The 17,617-nt window shown below is 63.0% G+C and carries 16 protein-coding genes and 2 pseudogenes; 12 read left to right on the top strand and 6 right to left on the bottom strand.

Annotated features, from left to right (window positions below):
* Positions 1–41 precede the first annotated feature (41 nt).
* Complete coding sequence (locus tag D3880_RS11575; RefSeq protein WP_119893591.1) at positions 42–1,751, bottom strand: amidase; 1,710 nt, start codon at positions 1,749–1,751, stop codon at positions 42–44.
* Positions 1,752–1,854: 103 nt separating this feature from the next.
* On the opposite strand from D3880_RS11575, the gene D3880_RS22930 reads away from it, so the two are divergent.
* Positions 1,855–2,331, top strand: a complete 477-nt coding sequence (locus D3880_RS22930) for an ester cyclase (RefSeq protein ID WP_218567567.1) — start codon at positions 1,855–1,857, stop codon at positions 2,329–2,331.
* On the top strand, positions 2,306–2,452 hold the full coding sequence (locus D3880_RS22935; RefSeq protein ID WP_218567568.1) for a hypothetical protein: 147 nt from the start codon (positions 2,306–2,308) through the stop codon (positions 2,450–2,452). The genes D3880_RS22930 and D3880_RS22935 overlap by 26 nt, the downstream gene beginning before the upstream one ends.
* 419 nt (positions 2,453–2,871) lie before the next feature.
* Here D3880_RS22935 and D3880_RS11585 read toward each other — a convergent pair whose 3' ends face one another.
* Together D3880_RS11585 and D3880_RS11590 are read right to left on the bottom strand one after the other, a co-directional pair.
* Positions 2,872–3,204, bottom strand: a complete 333-nt coding sequence (locus D3880_RS11585; protein WP_119893592.1) for a hypothetical protein — start codon at positions 3,202–3,204, stop codon at positions 2,872–2,874.
* 327 nt (positions 3,205–3,531) lie between these two features.
* Positions 3,532–3,921: a hypothetical protein gene (locus D3880_RS11590; protein ID WP_177412170.1), complete on the bottom strand. Its 390-nt coding sequence runs from the start codon at positions 3,919–3,921 to the stop codon at positions 3,532–3,534.
* 181 nt (positions 3,922–4,102) lie between these two features.
* Between D3880_RS11590 and D3880_RS23255 the strand changes: the two are divergent.
* Positions 4,103–4,457, top strand: a pseudogene (locus D3880_RS23255) (helix-turn-helix transcriptional regulator); the annotation flags it as partial.
* A gap of 1,031 nt (positions 4,458–5,488) precedes the next feature.
* Entirely contained in the window at positions 5,489–5,749 is a 261-nt protein-coding gene (locus D3880_RS23500) for a DUF7740 domain-containing protein (RefSeq protein WP_476644153.1), read from the top strand.
* On the opposite strand, the gene D3880_RS11605 is transcribed toward D3880_RS23500, so the two are convergent.
* Entirely contained in the window at positions 5,702–6,106 is a 405-nt protein-coding gene (locus tag D3880_RS11605; protein ID WP_119893594.1) for a hypothetical protein, read from the bottom strand. The genes D3880_RS23500 and D3880_RS11605 overlap by 48 nt on opposite strands.
* A gap of 318 nt (positions 6,107–6,424) precedes the next feature.
* Here D3880_RS11605 and D3880_RS23385 point away from each other — a divergent pair.
* From D3880_RS23385 to D3880_RS11640, 8 genes and pseudogenes are all read left to right on the top strand, one after another.
* A pseudogene (locus D3880_RS23385) lies at positions 6,425–7,384 on the top strand (Cache 3/Cache 2 fusion domain-containing protein); the annotation flags it as partial.
* Positions 7,385–7,423: 39 nt separating this feature from the next.
* Positions 7,424–8,287 (top strand): methyl-accepting chemotaxis protein, encoded by an 864-nt coding sequence (locus D3880_RS23390; RefSeq protein WP_420800872.1) that lies wholly within the window; start codon positions 7,424–7,426, stop codon positions 8,285–8,287.
* Positions 8,288–8,648: 361 nt separating this feature from the next.
* On the top strand, positions 8,649–10,967 hold the full coding sequence (locus D3880_RS11615; protein ID WP_119893596.1) for a putative bifunctional diguanylate cyclase/phosphodiesterase: 2,319 nt from the start codon (positions 8,649–8,651) through the stop codon (positions 10,965–10,967).
* 93 nt (positions 10,968–11,060) lie between these two features.
* Positions 11,061–12,185 (top strand): HDOD domain-containing protein, encoded by a 1,125-nt coding sequence (locus D3880_RS11620; RefSeq protein WP_119893597.1) that lies wholly within the window; start codon positions 11,061–11,063, stop codon positions 12,183–12,185.
* Between the two features lie 283 nt (positions 12,186–12,468).
* Positions 12,469–13,020, top strand: a complete 552-nt coding sequence (locus D3880_RS11625) for a heme NO-binding domain-containing protein (protein ID WP_119893598.1) — start codon at positions 12,469–12,471, stop codon at positions 13,018–13,020.
* Between the two features lie 6 nt (positions 13,021–13,026).
* A complete protein-coding gene (locus D3880_RS11630) occupies positions 13,027–15,027 on the top strand; it encodes a putative bifunctional diguanylate cyclase/phosphodiesterase (protein WP_119893599.1) in 2,001 nt (666 codons plus the stop codon).
* A gap of 164 nt (positions 15,028–15,191) precedes the next feature.
* Positions 15,192–16,265, top strand: coding sequence for a polyamine ABC transporter substrate-binding protein (locus D3880_RS11635; protein WP_119893600.1), 1,074 nt, complete (start codon positions 15,192–15,194; stop codon positions 16,263–16,265).
* 111 nt (positions 16,266–16,376) lie between these two features.
* On the top strand, positions 16,377–16,583 hold the full coding sequence (locus tag D3880_RS11640) for an antitoxin VbhA family protein (protein ID WP_162934987.1): 207 nt from the start codon (positions 16,377–16,379) through the stop codon (positions 16,581–16,583).
* Between the two features lie 38 nt (positions 16,584–16,621).
* Here the strand turns inward: D3880_RS11640 and D3880_RS11645 are convergent, their stop codons facing one another.
* Positions 16,622–16,936 carry a hypothetical protein gene (locus D3880_RS11645; protein WP_119893602.1) on the bottom strand — a complete coding sequence of 105 codons (315 nt, stop codon included), beginning with the start codon at positions 16,934–16,936 and terminating at the stop codon, positions 16,622–16,624.
* A 167-nt stretch (positions 16,937–17,103) separates the two neighbouring features.
* Positions 17,104–17,520, bottom strand: a complete 417-nt coding sequence (locus tag D3880_RS11650) for a VOC family protein (protein WP_119893603.1) — start codon at positions 17,518–17,520, stop codon at positions 17,104–17,106.
* Between the last annotated feature and the right edge of the window lie 97 nt (positions 17,521–17,617).

Consider the following 17,617-nt stretch of genomic DNA (forward strand, 5'->3'; position numbering starts at 1 on the left):
GGGTTGGGGCTTGTACCGCCCCAATCCCGCCGCTTCTATTTTTAGCCGCGCTGCAATGGTGGGGTTCGCGAAGGGATCAATCGCTTCGTCCCGGTCGACTCATACGCCGAAGCCAAACGAAGCAGCGCCGAATCGTCGTAGGCGCGGCCGGCAAATGTCAGGCCTACGGGCATACCGATGTCCGGCATCACGCCCATCGGCACAGTTACCGTGGGGACACCCAAGTGGCGGATAGCGAGATTGCCGTTAGCGACCCAGATACCGTTACTCCACGCGATATCTGCAGACTTCGGATCCACATCGGCATTCGCCGGACCAACGTCGGCTACCGTCGGGAATATCACCGCGTCGAGCCCCAACCGATCCATCCAGTCTTCGAGATCGATTCGACGCGTCTCCTCGAGCCCCCGCAGCCCATCAGGAAGCGTGGTGATCTCGTCCCACGGGGTGATACCGCGCTCGGCCATCCTCACATACTCATCCATGCCGGCGACAAGGTCACCTTCCCGATTTGGCAGAGTCCCGGGGTCGTGCGGGAAAATCAGCGGTCCGTCCACGTCCACCAGACGGTTCAATTTGGGATCGCCGTTCGCCCGAAGGAAATCATCGAACGCCCAGGCCGTCAGATCCCACAACTCATGGTGAAGGAACTCTTTGGAAACCAGGCCCCGAGTAAACACCGTCGGCGCACCAGGGCGATCACCCTCGCAATTCGAGACCATCGGGAAATCGACCTCGACCACTTCGGCACCAAAGGCTTCGAATGCCTGGCGAGCCTTTTCCCAGAGCCCGATCACGGAGGGACGGGTGATGATTCGCTGCCCCGTCGGACCACCGATGCCAGGCGCATCGGCCGTGCCCGCCTCGGGATCCGCGTTGATGTACATACGGGGAACGCCGAACCGCTTGCCTGCGAGCGCATCGGTATTCGCGGCAAGCGACCCATAGGAGGCGGGACGAACGGAGGCGACACTCGGAATGGGCACCCAGGGTTGCAGCCGCCACAGATCTCCGCGAGTGTCGGGATCATCCGCCACCACCACATCCAGCACTTCGAGCAGGTCGGCCATGGTCCTGGCATAGGGCACGACGACGTCCATGGTCGGCGTCAGCGGCCAGTTGCCGCGCACCGAGATCACCCCACGCGACGGGGTGTAGGCGCACAGGCCATTGTTCGATGCAGGCCCTCTTCCGCTCGACCAGGTTTCTTCCGCGAGGCCGAAGGCCGCGAAACTGGCTGCGGTTGCCGTACCTGCGCCGTTCGATGATCCCGATGCGAATGGTGCGGTGAGATAGTCAGCGTTGTACGGGCTCTCCGCACGGCCATATACCCCGCGCTGCATGCCGCCGTTCGCCATGGGCGGCATATTGGTCTTGCCCAGGCAGATCGCTCCAGCGGCGCGAAGCCGTTCGATGGTGAACGCATCGCGATAGGCGATGAGGTTCGCGAATGCGGGACTGCCGGACGCCGCCGTGAGCCCCTTCACCAGATAACTGTCCTTGGTCGTATAGGGGATGCCATCCAGCGGGCCGAGTGTCTCGCCCCGGGCTCGACGGGCGTCAGAAGCCTCCGCCTCCTTGAGCGCATCGGGGTTCCGAACCACTACCGCGTTGAGGGCGGTGGGCGTGTCGGGTCCATCATAGGCATCGATCCTGGCGAGATAGGCCTGGACCAGCTCAACCGCCGTCGTTCGGCCAGATTCGAGTGCCGCACGCAGTTCGGCAATGGAAACCTCGGTTACCTCAATCATGCTGTCACCGCTGGCTGCTGGTGGGTTATGCAGTGAATGTCTCACTGAACGTAGTTGCTGCGGCGTCACTTGGCTCGTAAACGGCAATTGGGAGGGCATAAAGATGCTGGTAAAACTAACCCCTAACACCGTTCTTGCGCTTAGAGTGAGCCTTGTCGGGGCGCTGCTAATCGGCGCCAACTCGGTAACCGCAGCCGACAAGGATATGTGGCCCGGAACCCAGGTGGGCGAGGCTGTCCCGCAGGTCGAAGGAGTCCCGCCCGAACTGGCGAAGAACCTAGCGAATTTCGATGATCTTGACTTCCGCGTTTACACCGAGCAGCAGTGGCAAGACCTTCACAAGAGCCACACGAAAGACGTCGTGGTGCATTGGCCCGACGGCCACCAAACCAAAGGCATCGAGAAACACATCGAAGACCTGAAGTACATGTGGACGTTCGCACCCGACAACCGAATCAAGGAGCACCCCGTCCGGTTCGGCACCGCTGACGGCACCTGGACAGCCGTGACCGGCTGGCTTGAAGGCACCTTCACGAAACCGATGGTTCTTCCCGATGGCAAAGGTGATTCAGCCGACTGACAAGGCCTATCGCATCCCCATGGCGACAATCGGCCACTGGAACAAGGACGGCATCATGTTCGAAGAGTACCTGTTCTGGGACAACGGCGCGTTCATGCAGCAGATAGGGCTCGCCCAGTAATTTCCCTGTGGGGTGCCAAGTCAGGTGTACCTTGGGACTTCAACCTCAAGGCGATCTCGCCAGGCAAACTGTGAGATATCTCCTGCCTGGGAGTGGCGGGAGCAATGAATCGCAGCTGAGCCTCAAACGCTTCGATCAAATTCTCGAACTGGTTAACGCCAGGCGATAGGAGCTTGGAATCACCCAGGAGATTTTCCCTGACCTGCATAGGCGCCTCAGTGAAGGTCAAAATGGAGGACCGTTGTCGGCCTGAGCTAGCCGGATCTCAATCAGAGGCCCGCGGTGTCGTGTCAGGAAGGGAGAAGATCAGCAACGCAGCCGGATGGCTCTTAGCTCCGACGCACTTGGCACAGGAGCGAGTCCATCGGAAGGGAAAAAGTGTGGAGGTATCGAACCTGCAGTAGCGGGGAGGGGGGCAATTATGAGGAGGCGTCTGTCTCTTCCTCTTCCTCGGAAATGCCATCGTCTGCCTCACGGCATTTCAAACCATCCAGAAGATCCTCAGTGGCCTGGCGAGCTTTCTGTTGACCGGCGTCAACCGTGCTTTGCAGGTCAACCTTACCGGTCCTCAGCGCCTTGGTGACCTTGCTGAACCCACCCACATCGGCTGGGGTAATGTTTGCGTTGGGTAGCGTATCGTTGATGGCTTTCGTCATCAGGCCATCAGCCGCCGGCGCACCATATTCTTCAACAAGCTCTTCGTAGATCCGGGTTTCATGAAGTACCGCTGCAGTGCCTTGGGGTTTGTCCATTGGGACTTCCTCTCTGCGTTCAAGTTGACGCTACAGCAGGTCCGATAACCCAAGGCTACAAAAATTTAGGGCTCCTGTGTTCGGAATTTTATCGACCACAAGATACCCGTTCCTACCGCAGCGATGCTCCGCGTGAGGCCTGTTGGGATCATGCCGTGATAAGGGGAAAATTCTTTCATTTTGTCTGCAAGCTATTGTTTTTATTTATGAGACCAGCATGGCATTGAGCCCATCGGTGTCATCGGCTGACATCGGCATAGCTGGCTTCATCGCACCCTGCTGGAGCGGGACCTGCACCGATCCCTGACAGCCCTCCAGCCCTGTTCGCTAGGCCGTAACTGCCGGTTTTCGCTGCCGCTTCGCCGGCGTGGCACGGGCGCGCTTGGTGCGCACCGGCTGGGCGAGCTGTTGCTCAAGGATGCTTGCCCGGGCCTTCTCGGCGGCAGCGACTTGCTGGGCCGCACTGAGCTGCGTCAGCGCGGTATCCAGCCGCTGGCGCAACTGGTCCTGCTGCTTGGTGACCGCCTTCAGCTGAGCGGCCGCCGCCCGGCTCTCCTCCCGGGCCTGGTCGACTTCACGGTGGGCGCGATCCTCCACCCCCCGCACATAGGCAGCCGAGGCCTCACGCTCCTGCGCTAACTGGCGCTGCGCGGCCTGCAGCTCCTGCCGCAGCGTACTGACATCGTGCAGGGCCGCCTTGCGCTCCTCGGCGAGCACCGTGCAACGACTCTGCAGGTCAGGCTTGCGGTGCACCACCGAAGCAGCGATTCGACACGACGGCCATTTGGGGTCATGCCGAGATAAGGGGAAAATTCATTCATTTTGTCTGTAGGTATTTGTTTTTAAATGATTTTATCTTCCGACTTCCATTGGTGACCGAAGGACTATCCTTCTCGCTTGCCTGTCGATGGGCAGCAGAAAGCGCTTCACGCCGGAGCAGATCGCCTTGCACGACCTGATCGCACTGTGGGTTTCCGGACTGCATGGTCGTCGAAGGCGCGCGGAAGGAAATCTCACCGCGCCAGACGCCGCGCTGGCAGGGCAACCTGGAAGAGGCGATGGAGCATCGGCACACCGCTGACCACGCGGGAACTGGATGTCGGCCGCCTGCCCCTCGGCGACTATTCCATAAGGAGGTGGCCAGCAAGCTGACCATCGCCGCCGAGACAGTCAAGGTCCACCGCCGGCATATCTACGCCAAGCTGAAGATCAAGTCGCCGCCGGAACTTTTCTCACTGTTCCTCAAGGCGCAGAAAGGGGTAAGGCCGTTATGTCGAGCAGATCAAGGACTGGCGCGCAGCCTGCGAGCGGGCCACCGCGCCGCCGCCGCCGGTCAAGAGCCGGCGCGAGCGCGCAGAGGAAAAGGCCGCGCAGAGTCGAAGGCTAAGAAACACGGCAGTTCCACCACTGCCCGGGACACGATCCCGATTGGCATTGCCCCGCTGGTCGAACTTGTGCCAGACCGTGAGCAATGAGCCCGCTGGCTCACCAGTCAACCTCAGGCGAACAAAAAAGTGCCGCCCGGAGGCGGCATGAAGATGGGGATTACACGGATGAAATCTCACTATAGCCGGTAATGAATCTACCCAGCTACAACCCTAGCGAACAATTCGCCCGGCCGGACTCATCAACAAACGCTGAGGACAGTGGACGGTCTGGTGAGTCCACTAACTGATGTTTGGCCTCCCCTACCGTGCCTGCTGAGGGTCGCCCTACTCAGCAGCCGCGGTGTCCTTCGCCCGTATCCACTGTGGGATGGCCCGCTTCTCAAGCGGGGTTCACCGATTGCGCCAGTCCTCCCGTTCGGTTTCGGCTTTCTCCCGCCATTCCTACGGAGTCTGCCCGGCCTCACGTCGTACAGTGACCACGAGCTGCCCAGGGTTGGATAGGCGGCCAGGAAGCTGTTGAGCCGGCCGGCTACGTCGTGCTTGAGAACCACGCTCTGGATCCAGGCTTGTTCAAGAGCCACGGTTGGAACCTTCAGCAGGCAGTCCAGGCCAACCGAAGGCCGAGGTCCGCCAATCGGTTCAGCGCTGGACGTCACGCAGCGGTGGATCCATGGCCCCCTACAGGTGGACGTTTACTCGGTAGCTCAATGGCACGTGGACCCCTGCTGGCACCGCGAGGAGCCGAAACCACGAGCGCTGTGAAACAATCCAGGTTGAGACGTCCGGCCGAGACCTTACCAGGGTCCGGTGGCGGCAGTTGCTGGCGCCGCCGGCGATGAAATCCACCCATCAGTCAGAGCAAGCGAGAAACCAATTTGCGATTTCTAGATGCCACCGTGGTACTGGGTCTGGCCGCGGCGATTCACGGCACCGACAAGGCGGTGAGAGCTGCAGCACTGCGCTGTGCCAAAGCAGTGCCGCGCAAGGACCGCCAGCTCCTGTTTAACGTCGCTAACAGTCCATCGCCCCTCAAGCGGGTCCGGCTGATGCTCGGCAGCCTCCCCGACGACCTCCTCAGCATGGATCCGGCGACCCGAGCGGCGGGGGAATCAGAGGCCCCGCCCCTCCCGCTGCAACAGGGCATCGATATCCCTTAGCTCGGCTTCGGTGCTCCTGAGCCACTTGGCGGCACCCGCCAGGCGTTTCATCGCCTGATCCGCCATTGCCGCATCCCGCCTGGCTCGTGCCTGATTACGCTGGTAGCGCTTGCAGTGCGCCACGGCCTCCGCCCGGCGCGGGCGAACTGCGGGTGCTGCAGGAAATCGACGTACCGGCGCGGCGTGCCGGGCCGGCACAGGCTCCGACGGAATGCGCTGGCTATTGAGCAGCTGGGTCAGCAGCATCCACTGGCTGACCACAACGGGCGCCGCGTCGGTGTCGAATTGCACCTGCACCTTGTTGTTCGCAATCTGCTGCTCGTAGGCATGCAGCACCTCGCGGGCTGTGGCGATCACGTCGACCTCTTCGGATTCGCCACTGAGCGGACGCGAAGAAATAGGCAATTCGCGTACCCACCGCCCGCCAGCTTGTATCGCGGAGGGTATTGCACTAGTGTGCCAACTTCGGGTGACCCGGTCGGGCAGTCGTGCTTTCTGCAGAAGGAGTTGTGGATGTTCAAGCGTTCTATCGCCTGGCGCCTGGTTTTGGTGGTCGGAGCCGCAATCACCTGCATCCTGGCGACTAGTGGCGGGATGCTGACCCAGAGCATCGGTGCGCGGGTCGGTGCACTCAAGCAGGCCAACATGCAGCATTTGGTGCATTCGGCGCTGATCATGGTCAAGGCCTATAACCGGGAGCTCGAGGACAGGGCCAAGAATCTATCCGCGCTCTTCGGCGAGACCTTCGCCGGGCCCTTTGAACTGGACGCCACGCAAGAGATGCTGGTGGAGGGGCAGCGGCTGCCGCTGCTCACCCAGGGCGGCAAGCCGCTGGCCGGCGATCATCATGCGGTGGACCGCTTCGCCGCGCTCACCGGCGGCAACGCGACCATCTTCGTCAAGCGGGGCGAGGACTTCGTGCGCGTCGTCACCTCGGTCAAGAAACAGGACGGCAGCCGCGCGGTGGGCACTCTGCTCGATCGCGCCTCGCCGGCATACGCACGGGTCATTCGTGGCGAGGCCTTCACCGGCAAGGTCAACCTGTTCGGCCGGCAGTTCGTCACCAACTACACGCCGATCAAGGACAGCGCCGGGCAGATCATCGGCATTCGCTACATCGGCATCGGGTTCGACGAGTCACTGCAAAGCCTCAAGGATGGACTGGGCGCGCTGGCAATAGGACAGAACGGCTACATCTTCGCCCTCGACGCCGCCGCAGGGGACCGGCGTGGCGCTTTCGTCCTGCACCCGGCACTGGCCGGGCGCAACCTCGATCAGGAGAGTGGTGGCCAGTTCGTCGCGCACCTGCTGCAGCAGGGGGGCGGCGAGCTTGTCCATCAGGGCCCGCAGCAGGGCAGGAGCGGCCCAGTCTCGGGGGAGTGGGTCACCTATTTCGAGACCATTCCCGAACTCAACTGGATTGTTGCTGCCACCGTGCCGGCGGAGGAGTTGAGCGAGGTCAATCGCTGGCTGGTGCGGTTGATGTTGGCGATGACGGTGTTGATCATCGCCTGTGCCGCGCTGGTGCTGGTGCTCGCGGTTCGGCGTCTGGTCGGTGCACCGTTGGCCCAGGCGGTGGTGGAGCTGGAGCACATCGCCGCCGGCGACTATTCGCGGGCGATCAAGGTCACCCGCGATGACGAGGCCGGCCAGCTGCAGCGGGCACTGCAGCGCATGCAGCAGCAGGTACGCGAAGTGCTGGTCGAATTGACGCGGACTGCCGGCGAGTTGGCCGGCGCCGCCGGGCAGACGTCGGCGGCCAGCGCGCGTGTGGCCCAAGGCTCGGCGGAGCAGAGTCATGCGGCCGCTCAGATCGCCTCAACCATCGAGGAGTTGACGGTGAGCGTCGATCGTCTGGCGGAGAACGCCGAAGAGGCGAAGAGCCTGTCAGAGTCCTCTTACCGCACCTCCGAGGAGGGGGCACAGGTCATAGCGCAAGCCGGCATGGAGATGCAGGGCATTTCCAGCAGCGTGAGCGGAGCTGCCAGCGATCTCGACCAGCTGGGCGAAATGTCCGGGCAGATCAGCACCGTCCTGGCGGTGATCGAAGACATTGCCAAACAGACCAACTTGCTGGCGCTGAACGCCGCCATCGAAGCGGCTCGCGCCGGCGAACAGGGTCGGGGGTTCGCCGTGGTGGCCGACGAGGTGCGCAGCCTGGCCGGCAGAACCACCACCTCGGCGCGGGAGATCAGCGTCACCATCGCCGATATCCAGCAAAGCACTCAGCGGGCGGTCGGCAGCATGCAGGCTGGGGTGCAGCGGGTCGAACAGGGGGCGGCGCTGTCGACGCACGCCGGCGAATCCATCCAAAGCATTCGCGACGGCTCGCAGCGGGTGATGGAGGTATTCAGCGGCATCTCGCTGATGCTGAAGGAACAGGCCCAGGCCAGCAACGATGTCGCCGAGAACGTCGAGCGCATCGCCGCCATGACCGAGACCAACACCCAGTCGGTCCGTCAGGTGGCGGAAGCCGCGCGGGAACTGGAAATCATGGCGGATTCCCTGAAACGCCTGGTGGCGAGCTTCAGGATTTAATCGGCCATTGTCGCCCAAGTGTGAGGTCGAAACACTGCCAGGGCTGGCTAGTCCACATGCTCGGCCAGATAGTTGTCCAGCTTGAGCGGCTCAGCACTGTCGACGATGGCGAACATGGGGTCATGCGGGTTGCTACCTTCCTCAGGGTCGGCGTCCTGAAGGCGACGACTGCGAATGCTTTGGGCAGCCTGACCGTGAGGTGCATGTTTCCGTTGCGCCACGCCGCGTAAGCGCTCGATGATCGAGTCTTGCGGGCGTACCGCTTGGCAGGACTGCCGCGAACGGGTGCTTCGGCCACGTCCTCCCGCCGACGTTAAAGGTGCCGGGCAAGCCCCCCAGGAGCGTCACCAAGGAGCGTTGAGTGTCTCGCACAATCCACAGCCTGCGCACACGTACCCTCTTCTATCTGCTATTGCTGCTGTCCGCAGTGGCGCTGGCCAGTTACTGGAGTACCTCCAACCTGCTGCACCAGAGCCTGGGGCAGTATGAAGAGCGCCATGCCCAGGAAGAGCTGGAACGGGTCAATGTGGCGCTGGTCACTGACGCCCAGGCGCTGCTGGGCAGTACCTTGGACTATGGCTTCTGGGACGATAGCTACGAGTACCTGCAGCAGCCGAGCCTGGCCTACCTGGACTCCAATTTCACCGCCGACTCCATGCGCAACCTGCGCGTGGACTTCACGGTGTTTCTCACGACCGCCGGTGCGCTGCACTCCGCCTTCGAATTCAGTGGCGAGCAACGCGAACACCTCGCGACCGACAGCAGCACGCTGCGCGCGGTGTACGACGGCCTGGCCACGCTCCCCGCCACGTTACAGCAGCAGGGCGCCTACCTGCTGCGCTGGATCGATGGCATGCCAGTAGTCCTGGCCTACAGCCCCATCCGGGACACTGACCGTAGCCAACCACAGCGGGGTTGGCTGGTGATGGGCCGAAGGCTCGACACGAATGCCTTGGCCAGACTGGAGCAGCTGGTCGGCACCCCCTTCCAGCTGGCACCTACCACGACCAGTGCGCCGGCGCTCCCAACGGCACCGGGCAGCCTGCGCGTCAGTCGCCTGCTCGCGGACTCCCTGGGCCCCAGCGCCGTGCACCTCATCATCCAGCGCCCGCCCATCCTGGACCCGCAGAAACGCGACGGCGACCTCCTGCTCCTCGGCAACTCCCTGCTCATTCTGCTGCTGGCTGCCCTGGCCGCCACCCTCCTGCTCGACCGCCTGATCCTCAAGCGCCTGAGCCGCTTCTCGCACCTGGCCGAGCAGCGCCGGCGCAATGCGGAACAGCCGGCAGTCTGGCCGGTGCAAGGCGACGATGAACTGGACCAGCTCGCGCTGTCGCTCAACGAGCTGATGGCGGAAGTGCACACGGCCCACGAGAGCCTTTACCAGGAAGCGCGCCGGGATCCCCTCACCGGACTGGGCAACCGAAAATTCCTCAGCGAGCGCCTGCACCTCTACCAGGCGATGCAGCGGCGCCAGCCCGGCCTGACGCTGACCCTCTACCTGATCGACCTGGACGACTTCAAGCTGATCAACGACTGCCTCGGTCACGAAGCCGGCGATGCCCTGCTGAACAGCCTCGCGCAACGACTGGGGGGATTGCTGCGCGCTAGCGATACGGCGGTGCGTATGGGCGGAGATGAATTCGTCGTGCTCAGTCTGACGGACGACACCGGGCCGGGCAGTCACGCCCTCGCCCAGCGCCTGCTGGAGGCGGTCTGTCAACCGCTGATGTTCCAGGACACGCAGCTGGCGATCAGCGCCTCCATCGGCATCGCCCTGGCCGGACCGGGTACTAGCGAGGACGAGTTGCTGCGCAACGCCGACATCGCCTTGTACCAGGCCAAACGGGCCGGCAAGAGTGGCTTTGCGATCTTTTCCGCGACCATGCACACCAATGTGCAGGAACGCATGCGCATCGAACAACGCCTGCGCCAAGCCCTGGCCCTGGGCCAGTTGGAAGTCTGGTTCCAGCCGATCGTCGACGGTGAATCTGGAGCCACCCGGATGGTTGAAGCACTGGCGCGCTGGCCTGTCGACGGCGGCTACTGCCCACCCGACAAGTTCATCCCGGTGGCCGAGGAGGCCGGTCTGATCGGCGAGCTGGGCCTGTATATCGCCCAGCGCGCCATCCAGGCCCTGCCCCGCCTGCAGCAGGCCCGCCCAGGACTGGTCCTGAACATCAACCTGTCGGTCAAGCAACTGCTGCAGGTGAACCTCGTCGGTCAACTCTGTGAACTGGTGGACGCCGAACGGCTATCCCGGCACAGCGTGCACTTCGAGCTGACCGAGAGTGCCTTCTCGGAAAGCCTGGAGGTGCTCGAGGAACAGGTCAATGCGCTGGTCGCGGCCGGGTTCCAGCTCCATCTCGATGACTTCGGCACCGGCTATTCCTCCCTGCAACGCTTGCAACATTTGCCGATGTCGGCGCTTAAGCTGGACAAATCCTTCACCCGCCTGCTGGACGAGGGCGATGAGCGCATCGTCAAGGTGATCCTGTCGCTAGGTGAACTGCTGCAGCTGAGGGTGATCGCCGAGGGCGTCGAAACCGAGCAGCAGCGGGAGCGTTTGCAAATCCTCGGCTGCCGGCTGATGCAGGGTTATCTGTTCGCCAAACCAATGCCCGAACAACAATTGCTCGACTGGCTACCGGCCCCTTCCTCCACGGCTGGCTCAGTGTGAGAACAACAGGCGTGATGCTCGGCCGGCTACGCAAAGCCGCCAGGCGGTCGCCCTGAGTGCTGGCGAAGCGAGCAGGGTGGATCAGGAGTTCAAATGCGCGTGCTGATTCTGGACAACGACCCCGGCGTCGCCGATCTGCTCAAGCAGCTCCTGCTGAGCCTGCGTTCGCGGGTCCGGGTGGATGGTTTCACGGCGTTGCGCGAAGCCGTTGAAGCCTGGCAGCGAGCGCCCTACCAGTTGGTGCTGGCGGACTGGCACCTGGCGCACGCCGACGGCGTCCGCTGGCTGGAAAGCATCCGCCGGGAGAACCACACCACCGCCGTGGTCGTCCTGAGCAGCCGCTGCGATCGGGCCAGCGTGCTGTCGGCGCGCGCCTTGGGGATCAGGGGTTTCATCAGCAAGCCCTTTCAGGTACAGCGGGTCATGGCGTACCTGGCGGACTTGATACCGCCAACCGAAGACGAGGCCCAGATCCGGCCGGACGACGCCAGCTTCCTGACTTACCTCGCGGGCTTGAGCGCCGCCGAACTCGACTTGCCGCTTGTCAATCACGTCCGTGATCAACTGCTGCGCTACCTGCAGGGCGAGCAACCGGACTTGCGCGCATTGGCCGAGGGCTGGCAGCAGGATCCGGCGCTCTGCGCGCGGCTGATCACCGTCGCCAACAGCAGCGCTTATCGCACTGGGGGCCGCCCCTGCCTTAGCCTGCTGGAGGCTATGCAGCGCCTGGGGGCCCAGACCAGCCTCAACCTCGCCTTCGGTATGGCCTTGCGCCGCTTCACCGAACAGGCGAGCCCGTTGCTGCAGTCGATTATTCAGGAGCAGCTCGAGGCGATCGAGCGGCTGAGTGATCACGCCACTTCCCTCGCCCGCCACTGTCGGCTTGATCCCGCCCCCTTGCAGACCGCAGCGTTGCTGCACCGAATGGGCGAGCTGTACGTGCTGTACCTCGCCCAGGTGTGGGAGAACAGTCGCGGAACGCTGGACGACCACCTAGTGCCGCAGGCCATCGGCCAGTTCAGCCGCCCGTTCGCCGTCCGCTTGAAGGCCCACTGGCGCCTACCCCTGCCCCTGCGCGAGTTGATCGGTGCCGTGTATGGCCTGCCACCGACGCCGGTGCATCAGGAGCAAGTCGTGATGCGCCTGGCGGCCGCCGAACTCTATGGCGAAGACTCAGCACGACTCGAACGTCTGAAGCGTTTGGCCGGCCTGATCTAAACGGAGTTATCCCGCGAGCCCACCAGCGGACGCCTGCGGCATGACTCCACCTGTCACGGGATTACGATCAGGAGGAGCCTGGAGCCGACCCAGCACAGCAACTGCCTGCCGCGACAGCAAGTGGGCAAGGCCAGCGCCTACGGCATGGCGCCCGACGCAGATCGACCCAAACGCTAGCAGACCTACCTTGCGCCACATGGAGGTAGCCACTACATTGACATCAACCCCGCGCACGCAGTGGTCAGATCATGAATAAAAAAACAAACGGGGAGAGGTGGCCTGTATGAAGGGCATTGTCTTCAATCTGCTGGAAGAAGTGGTTTGCCGCCACCACGGTGAAGATGCTTGGGATGCTCTGCTGGAGGGCGCCGAACTGGAGGGTGCCTACACCTCCCTGGGCAGCTACCCCGACGCGGACATCCATAAGCTGGTCGACGTCGCGGCGCGGGTGCTGAACCTGCCGGCGGCCGAGATCCTACGCTGGTTCGGACGCGAAGCCATGCCGTCATTGGCCAGCCGCTATCCCGGCTACTTCGACGCCCATGCCACCACCCGCCCCTTCGTCCTCAGCGTCAACAGCATCATTCATCCCGAAGTGCGCAAAATCTATCCCGGCGCCGACGTGCCGACCTTCGGCTTTCGTGACGAGCCGGACGGTTCGCTGCTGATGACCTACCGCTCCCCCCGCCGCTTGTGCGCGCTGGCCCAGGGCTTCGTTGAAGGCGCCGCCGAGCACTTCGGCGAGCGCGTCAGTTTTGACCATCTGCAGTGCATGCACCAGGGCGATCCCCACTGCCTATGCCGCATCACTTTCCATGGCCCGCAACCCCACTGAGTCAGCATGGATCCCATTCAACGCCTCGAAGCCGAAGTCGAGCAACTACGTCGGCGCCTGCAGCGCGAACGCCAGGCGCGCCTCGACGCGGAACGCATCGCCGAACAAGGCATGCGCGCGCTGTATGACCAGCAGCGGCGACTCCAACTGCTGGAAGCCATTGCGGACGCCGCCAACGGCGCGTTCTCAGTCGCCGAGGGCCTCCAATTCACCGTGCGTACGGTTTGCCAGTTCACCGGCTGGCAGCTCGGCCATGTCTACCGGGCGGACAGTGTGGACGGTGCCCCCTGTCTGCATTCGACCTCCATCTGGCACGGCGTCGACGACGCGCGTTTCCACGAGTTCTACCGGTTGACCGAGGCCATGCAGTTTCGCCCGGGGATCGGCCTGCCCGGCCGCGTCCTGGCCAGTGCGGCCCCGGCCTGGATCACCGACCTTGCTGAAGACCCGAATTTCTGCCGAGCCGGTCCGGCGGCGCGGGCCGGGTTGAAAGCCGCGGCGGCGTTTCCGGTGCTGCTGGGCCACGAAGTCGTCGCCGTGCTGGAGTTCTTCGGCGACCGTGTGCTGGCACCCGATGAGCAGTTGCTGCACCTGATGGCACAAATCGGCAAGCAAATGGGCCGTGTGGTCGAGCGCAAGCGTGCGGAAGATCAGTTGGTGCACGATGCCTTCCACGATCCGCTCACCGGCCTGCCCAACCGCGCCTTGTTTGCCGACCGCCTCGCGCGCGCCATCGCCCGGAGCAGCCGCCATTACGAGGCGGTGTTTGCCGTGCTGTTCATCGACCTGGACCGTTTCAAACTGGTCAACGACAGCCTGGGCCATCAGGCCGGCGACACCCTGATTGTTCAGGTCGCCGCGCGCTTGCGCGCCTGTCTGCGGGACGCCGATACCCTGGCGCGGATGGGTGGCGACGAATTCACGATCCTGCTCGACGACCTCGACGAGCGGAACAACCCAGTGCGGGTCGCCGAGCGGTTGATGGCGGCCTTGGAACCGCCCTTTCTGATCGACGGTGAACAGCTCCACATCAGCGCCAGCATCGGCATCGTCCCGAGTGACCTGGGTTATGAGTCGGCCCATGAGATCCTCCGCCATGCGGACTTGGCGATGTACCGGGCCAAGACGCTGGGCAAGCGGCGCTACGAGGTCTTCGATCCCAGCCTGCACGCCGCGGCAGTGAGTCGCCTTGCCTTGGAAACCCAGCTGCGCCGTGCCCTGCTCAACCAGGAGTTCGTCTTGCACTACCAGCCGGTGGTCAGCCTGGCCAGCGGAGAGATGGTTGGGGTCGAAGCCCTGGTGCGCTGGCAGAAATCCCCCACCGAGCTGGTCTACCCGGGCGACTTCATCCAGGTGGCCGAGGAGACTGGCCTGATCCTGTTCCTTGGCCTGTGGGTCCTGCGCGAAGCCTGCATGACCATGGCCCGTTGGCACCGGGAATTTCCCCGGCCGCTGCCGCTGACCGTCAGCGTCAATCTCTCGGCCCGCCAGTTCGCCCAGCCCGACCTGGTGCAGCAGGTCGGGCGAATCATCGCCGAAACGGGCATCCGCCCGGACTGTGTGCGCCTGGAACTTACCGAAAGCGTGTCCATGGCCGATTCCGAGCACACTGCCACCCTCCTCGACCAGTTGCACGCCTTGGGGGTGCGCATCAGCATCGATGATTTCGGCACGGGGTATTCCTCGCTCAGCTACCTGCACCGGTTCCCGCTGGACGTGCTGAAGATTGACCGCTCCTTTGTCGCCCGGCTCGACCAGGGCCCGGAGGGCCAGCAGATCGTGCAGACCATCCTGAGTCTGGCGCGCAACCTGGGCATCGAGGTGATCGCCGAAGGTGCCGAAACGGCCACGCAAGTTCACTACCTGCGCGCCTTGGGCTGCGCCTTTGGGCAGGGCTATTACTTTTCCAAACCGGTGGCGTCAGCTGAATTGTCCGCTTTGCTGCTGAGTAGCCAGCACAGTGCGCTGGACTTGGACGAGCGGCTGGCTGAGAACCAGCCGGCCTGACAATCCGGAACCGCCCGACGGGAATCGCATAGGTGAACAGCCTGTGGTGCGGGCCATGAAATCCCTCTACCGGATGGAGGTGTCTAGTGAGGCTTGAGATGGAACTGAACCCTGGTACCTGATGGTGCCGCCCCTGCTTGAACCGACACTTAAGGAAGATCGTCATGCCCCGTTTACTTGCTCCGCTGTTGCTCACGCTAATTCCGCTACTGGCGACTCCGCTGCCGGCCTGCGCCGAAGAGCTGATCCGCGTCTACAACTGGACCGACTACATCGCCCCGCAGGTGCTAGCCGACTTCGAGAAGCAGACCGGCATCCGCGTCGAGTACCACACCTTCAGCTCCGCCGAAGAATTGGAGAAAATCCTGGCCAGCGGCGAGGCGATCGACGTCGCGGTGCCCACGCACAGCGATCTGCCGGCCCTGATCAAAGCCGGGCGCCTGCAGCCGCTGGAGATGGCCAAACTGCCCAACCGCGCGCATCTGGACAAGCAACTGCTGAACAAGCTCGCGGCGGTCGATCCGCAGCACCGCTATGCGATTCCCTACCTGTGGGGCGCCGTCGGCCTGGCGGTGAATACCCAACTGGCGGAACAAGCCTTCGGTGGCCCGCTCCCCGATAGCTGGAGCCTGTTGTTCGACCCCGAGCAGAGCAAGCGCCTGGCCAGTTGCGGGATCAGCGTGCTGGATGCCCGGGACGAAGTCCTCTCCGTGCTCATGAACTACCAGGGCCGCAGCCTGGCCCACAGCTCGCCGCGGCAGATCAAACGGGCTGGCGGCGTGCTCGATGAGCTGCGCCCGCAGCTCAGGTACGTCGACGGCCAGCGCCAGTTAACCGACCTCAGCAAGGGCGAGCTGTGTCTGTCCCTCACCTGGGTCGGCGACGCCCTGGCCGCCGCCGCGGCCGGCCAGCCTGTGCGCTTCGTGATACCGCAGGAAGGTTCGGCGGTGTTTATCGACAACCTGGTGATTCCCAGCAGCGCGCGCCGGGCCGATCTGGCGCACCGCTTTATCGATTACCTGATGCAACCCAAAGTGGCGGCGCTGATCACCAAGGAAACCCTCTACCCCAGCGGCAATGCCGACGCCAAGGCGTTTCTCGACCCGGCCCTGCGTGAGCAGCCCGGTCTCTATCCGGACCGCGCCACCAAGCGCCGCCTGTTCGCCCTGGAAACCCTGCCGGATAAGCAGCGAGTGGTCCGCGACCATGTGTGGGCGCGTTTTCGTGATGGCAGTTGATGGCGCGGGTGGGGAAAGCGCCTTTGGTGGTCTGGCGGCGAACCCCGTCCTTGGGGCGCCCGCAGAAAACAGATGGGACAAAAACAGGACGGCCATGGGATGGTTTTACCCATGACCGACGCCGAGCGCGCCACCCACCGCCTCACCGTGGACAACGCCATTGCCAGCCAACGCCTCGAAGGCCTGGAGCCGGACGCCGAGGTCATCGAGCAGCTGCGCGACTATGCCGAGGGGCGGCGGGAGATCGGGGATATCGTCGAGGAGTTGCACAAGAGGATCGTGGGTGGCCGGCTGCAACCTGGCGCGGGAAAGCCGTAGCGGCGTAACCCAGATGACCCGACCAAGGCCCGCAAAACTCACCGGGCCTGGGGCTCGCCATTGGCAATGGGCGTGACGCTTTTTCCGGTGCGGTTACCGACCGCGTCGTAAGTGTAAGTCTGCTGAAGGTCAGCGTTCTGCTCCTCAGTCAGACGGTCAAGGGCGTCGTAGCTGTAATTGAGATTGCCCAGCAGGCTGCTTTGCAGGCTGGTGATGTTGCTGTTGGCGTCGTAGCCGTATTGGCTGTTCCAGCCATCGACGGTTTGTTCGGTCAGGCGGTAGTCCTGGTCATAGCTGTGGCTCAGGCTTATACCGTTGCCCCAGGTCAGGCTTTTCAGTGGGCCGAACTGCAATGCTGATCTGCCTGATCGATTGAGCGCTTGGCCCCCGCTATGGGGTTCTACAGAGTGGCCAGGGCGGCAACGCCCACAACAGGCCGGATATACGCATGCAACCGCGCTGACGACAGGGCTGGAACAGCTTTACTCACTACTTGTGGGGAGAGTCCATATACGAGTTGTTAGGTGGCACTATCGGCTGGGCCGACCCAGAAATGGGGGTTGTGCGCAACCTCCCAAAGATGACCATCTGGATCTTTGAAATACCCTGAGTAGCCGCCCCAGAAAACTTTTTGGGCTGATTTTACAAGTATTGCACCTGCTGTAACTGCTTGCGCAAGAATCTGATCGACTTCTGCCTCCGATGAAACATTATGCGAAAGTGTGAAGCCCTCAAAGCCGCTACCAGCTGAGGAAACCGTTGCATCTTCAGCCAGCGATTGACGGGGATACAAACTCAACCAGCTTCCGTTTAGGGTGAAAAAAGCAATTTCAGGTGGGGAGTCCATGCGGGGAAATTCAAGGCCTTGCTGATAGAGCTTCACAGATGCGGCGAGATCACTAACAGCAAGTGTAATCATGCTTATGCGAGGTTTCATTTGCGCTTCCTATGGAGAGTGAGTTTGTGCCACCTAACGTTTAGTTTAGGGGCCGCGGCACGCGGTCTCAGAGAGCGAAGCGAACGATTTGAACCGC

This window comes from Pseudomonas cavernae, assembly GCF_003595175.1.
Taxonomy (GTDB): Bacteria; Pseudomonadota; Gammaproteobacteria; order Pseudomonadales; family Pseudomonadaceae; genus Aquipseudomonas; species Aquipseudomonas cavernae.

What these genes read in the sequence shown, in the direction of transcription:
- D3880_RS11630 (WP_119893599.1), top strand. Translation starts at nt 13,027, where the DNA reads ATGGATCCCATTCAACGCCTCGAAGCCGAAGTCGAGCAACTACGTCGG.
- D3880_RS11640 (WP_162934987.1), top strand. Translation starts at nt 16,377, where the DNA reads ATGACCGACGCCGAGCGCGCCACCCACCGCCTCACCGTGGACAACGCC.
- D3880_RS22930 (WP_218567567.1), top strand. Translation starts at nt 1,855, where the DNA reads ATGCTGGTAAAACTAACCCCTAACACCGTTCTTGCGCTTAGAGTGAGC.
- D3880_RS23390 (WP_420800872.1), top strand. Translation starts at nt 7,424, where the DNA reads ATGCAGCAGCAGGTACGCGAAGTGCTGGTCGAATTGACGCGGACTGCC.
- D3880_RS11625 (WP_119893598.1), top strand. Translation starts at nt 12,469, where the DNA reads ATGAAGGGCATTGTCTTCAATCTGCTGGAAGAAGTGGTTTGCCGCCAC.
- D3880_RS11650 (WP_119893603.1), bottom strand. Translation starts at nt 17,520, where the DNA reads ATGAAACCTCGCATAAGCATGATTACACTTGCTGTTAGTGATCTCGCC.
- D3880_RS11620 (WP_119893597.1), top strand. Translation starts at nt 11,061, where the DNA reads ATGCGCGTGCTGATTCTGGACAACGACCCCGGCGTCGCCGATCTGCTC.
- D3880_RS22935 (WP_218567568.1), top strand. Translation starts at nt 2,306, where the DNA reads ATGGCAAAGGTGATTCAGCCGACTGACAAGGCCTATCGCATCCCCATG.
- D3880_RS11575 (WP_119893591.1), bottom strand. Translation starts at nt 1,751, where the DNA reads ATGATTGAGGTAACCGAGGTTTCCATTGCCGAACTGCGTGCGGCACTC.
- D3880_RS11585 (WP_119893592.1), bottom strand. Translation starts at nt 3,204, where the DNA reads ATGGACAAACCCCAAGGCACTGCAGCGGTACTTCATGAAACCCGGATC.
- D3880_RS11635 (WP_119893600.1), top strand. Translation starts at nt 15,192, where the DNA reads ATGCCCCGTTTACTTGCTCCGCTGTTGCTCACGCTAATTCCGCTACTG.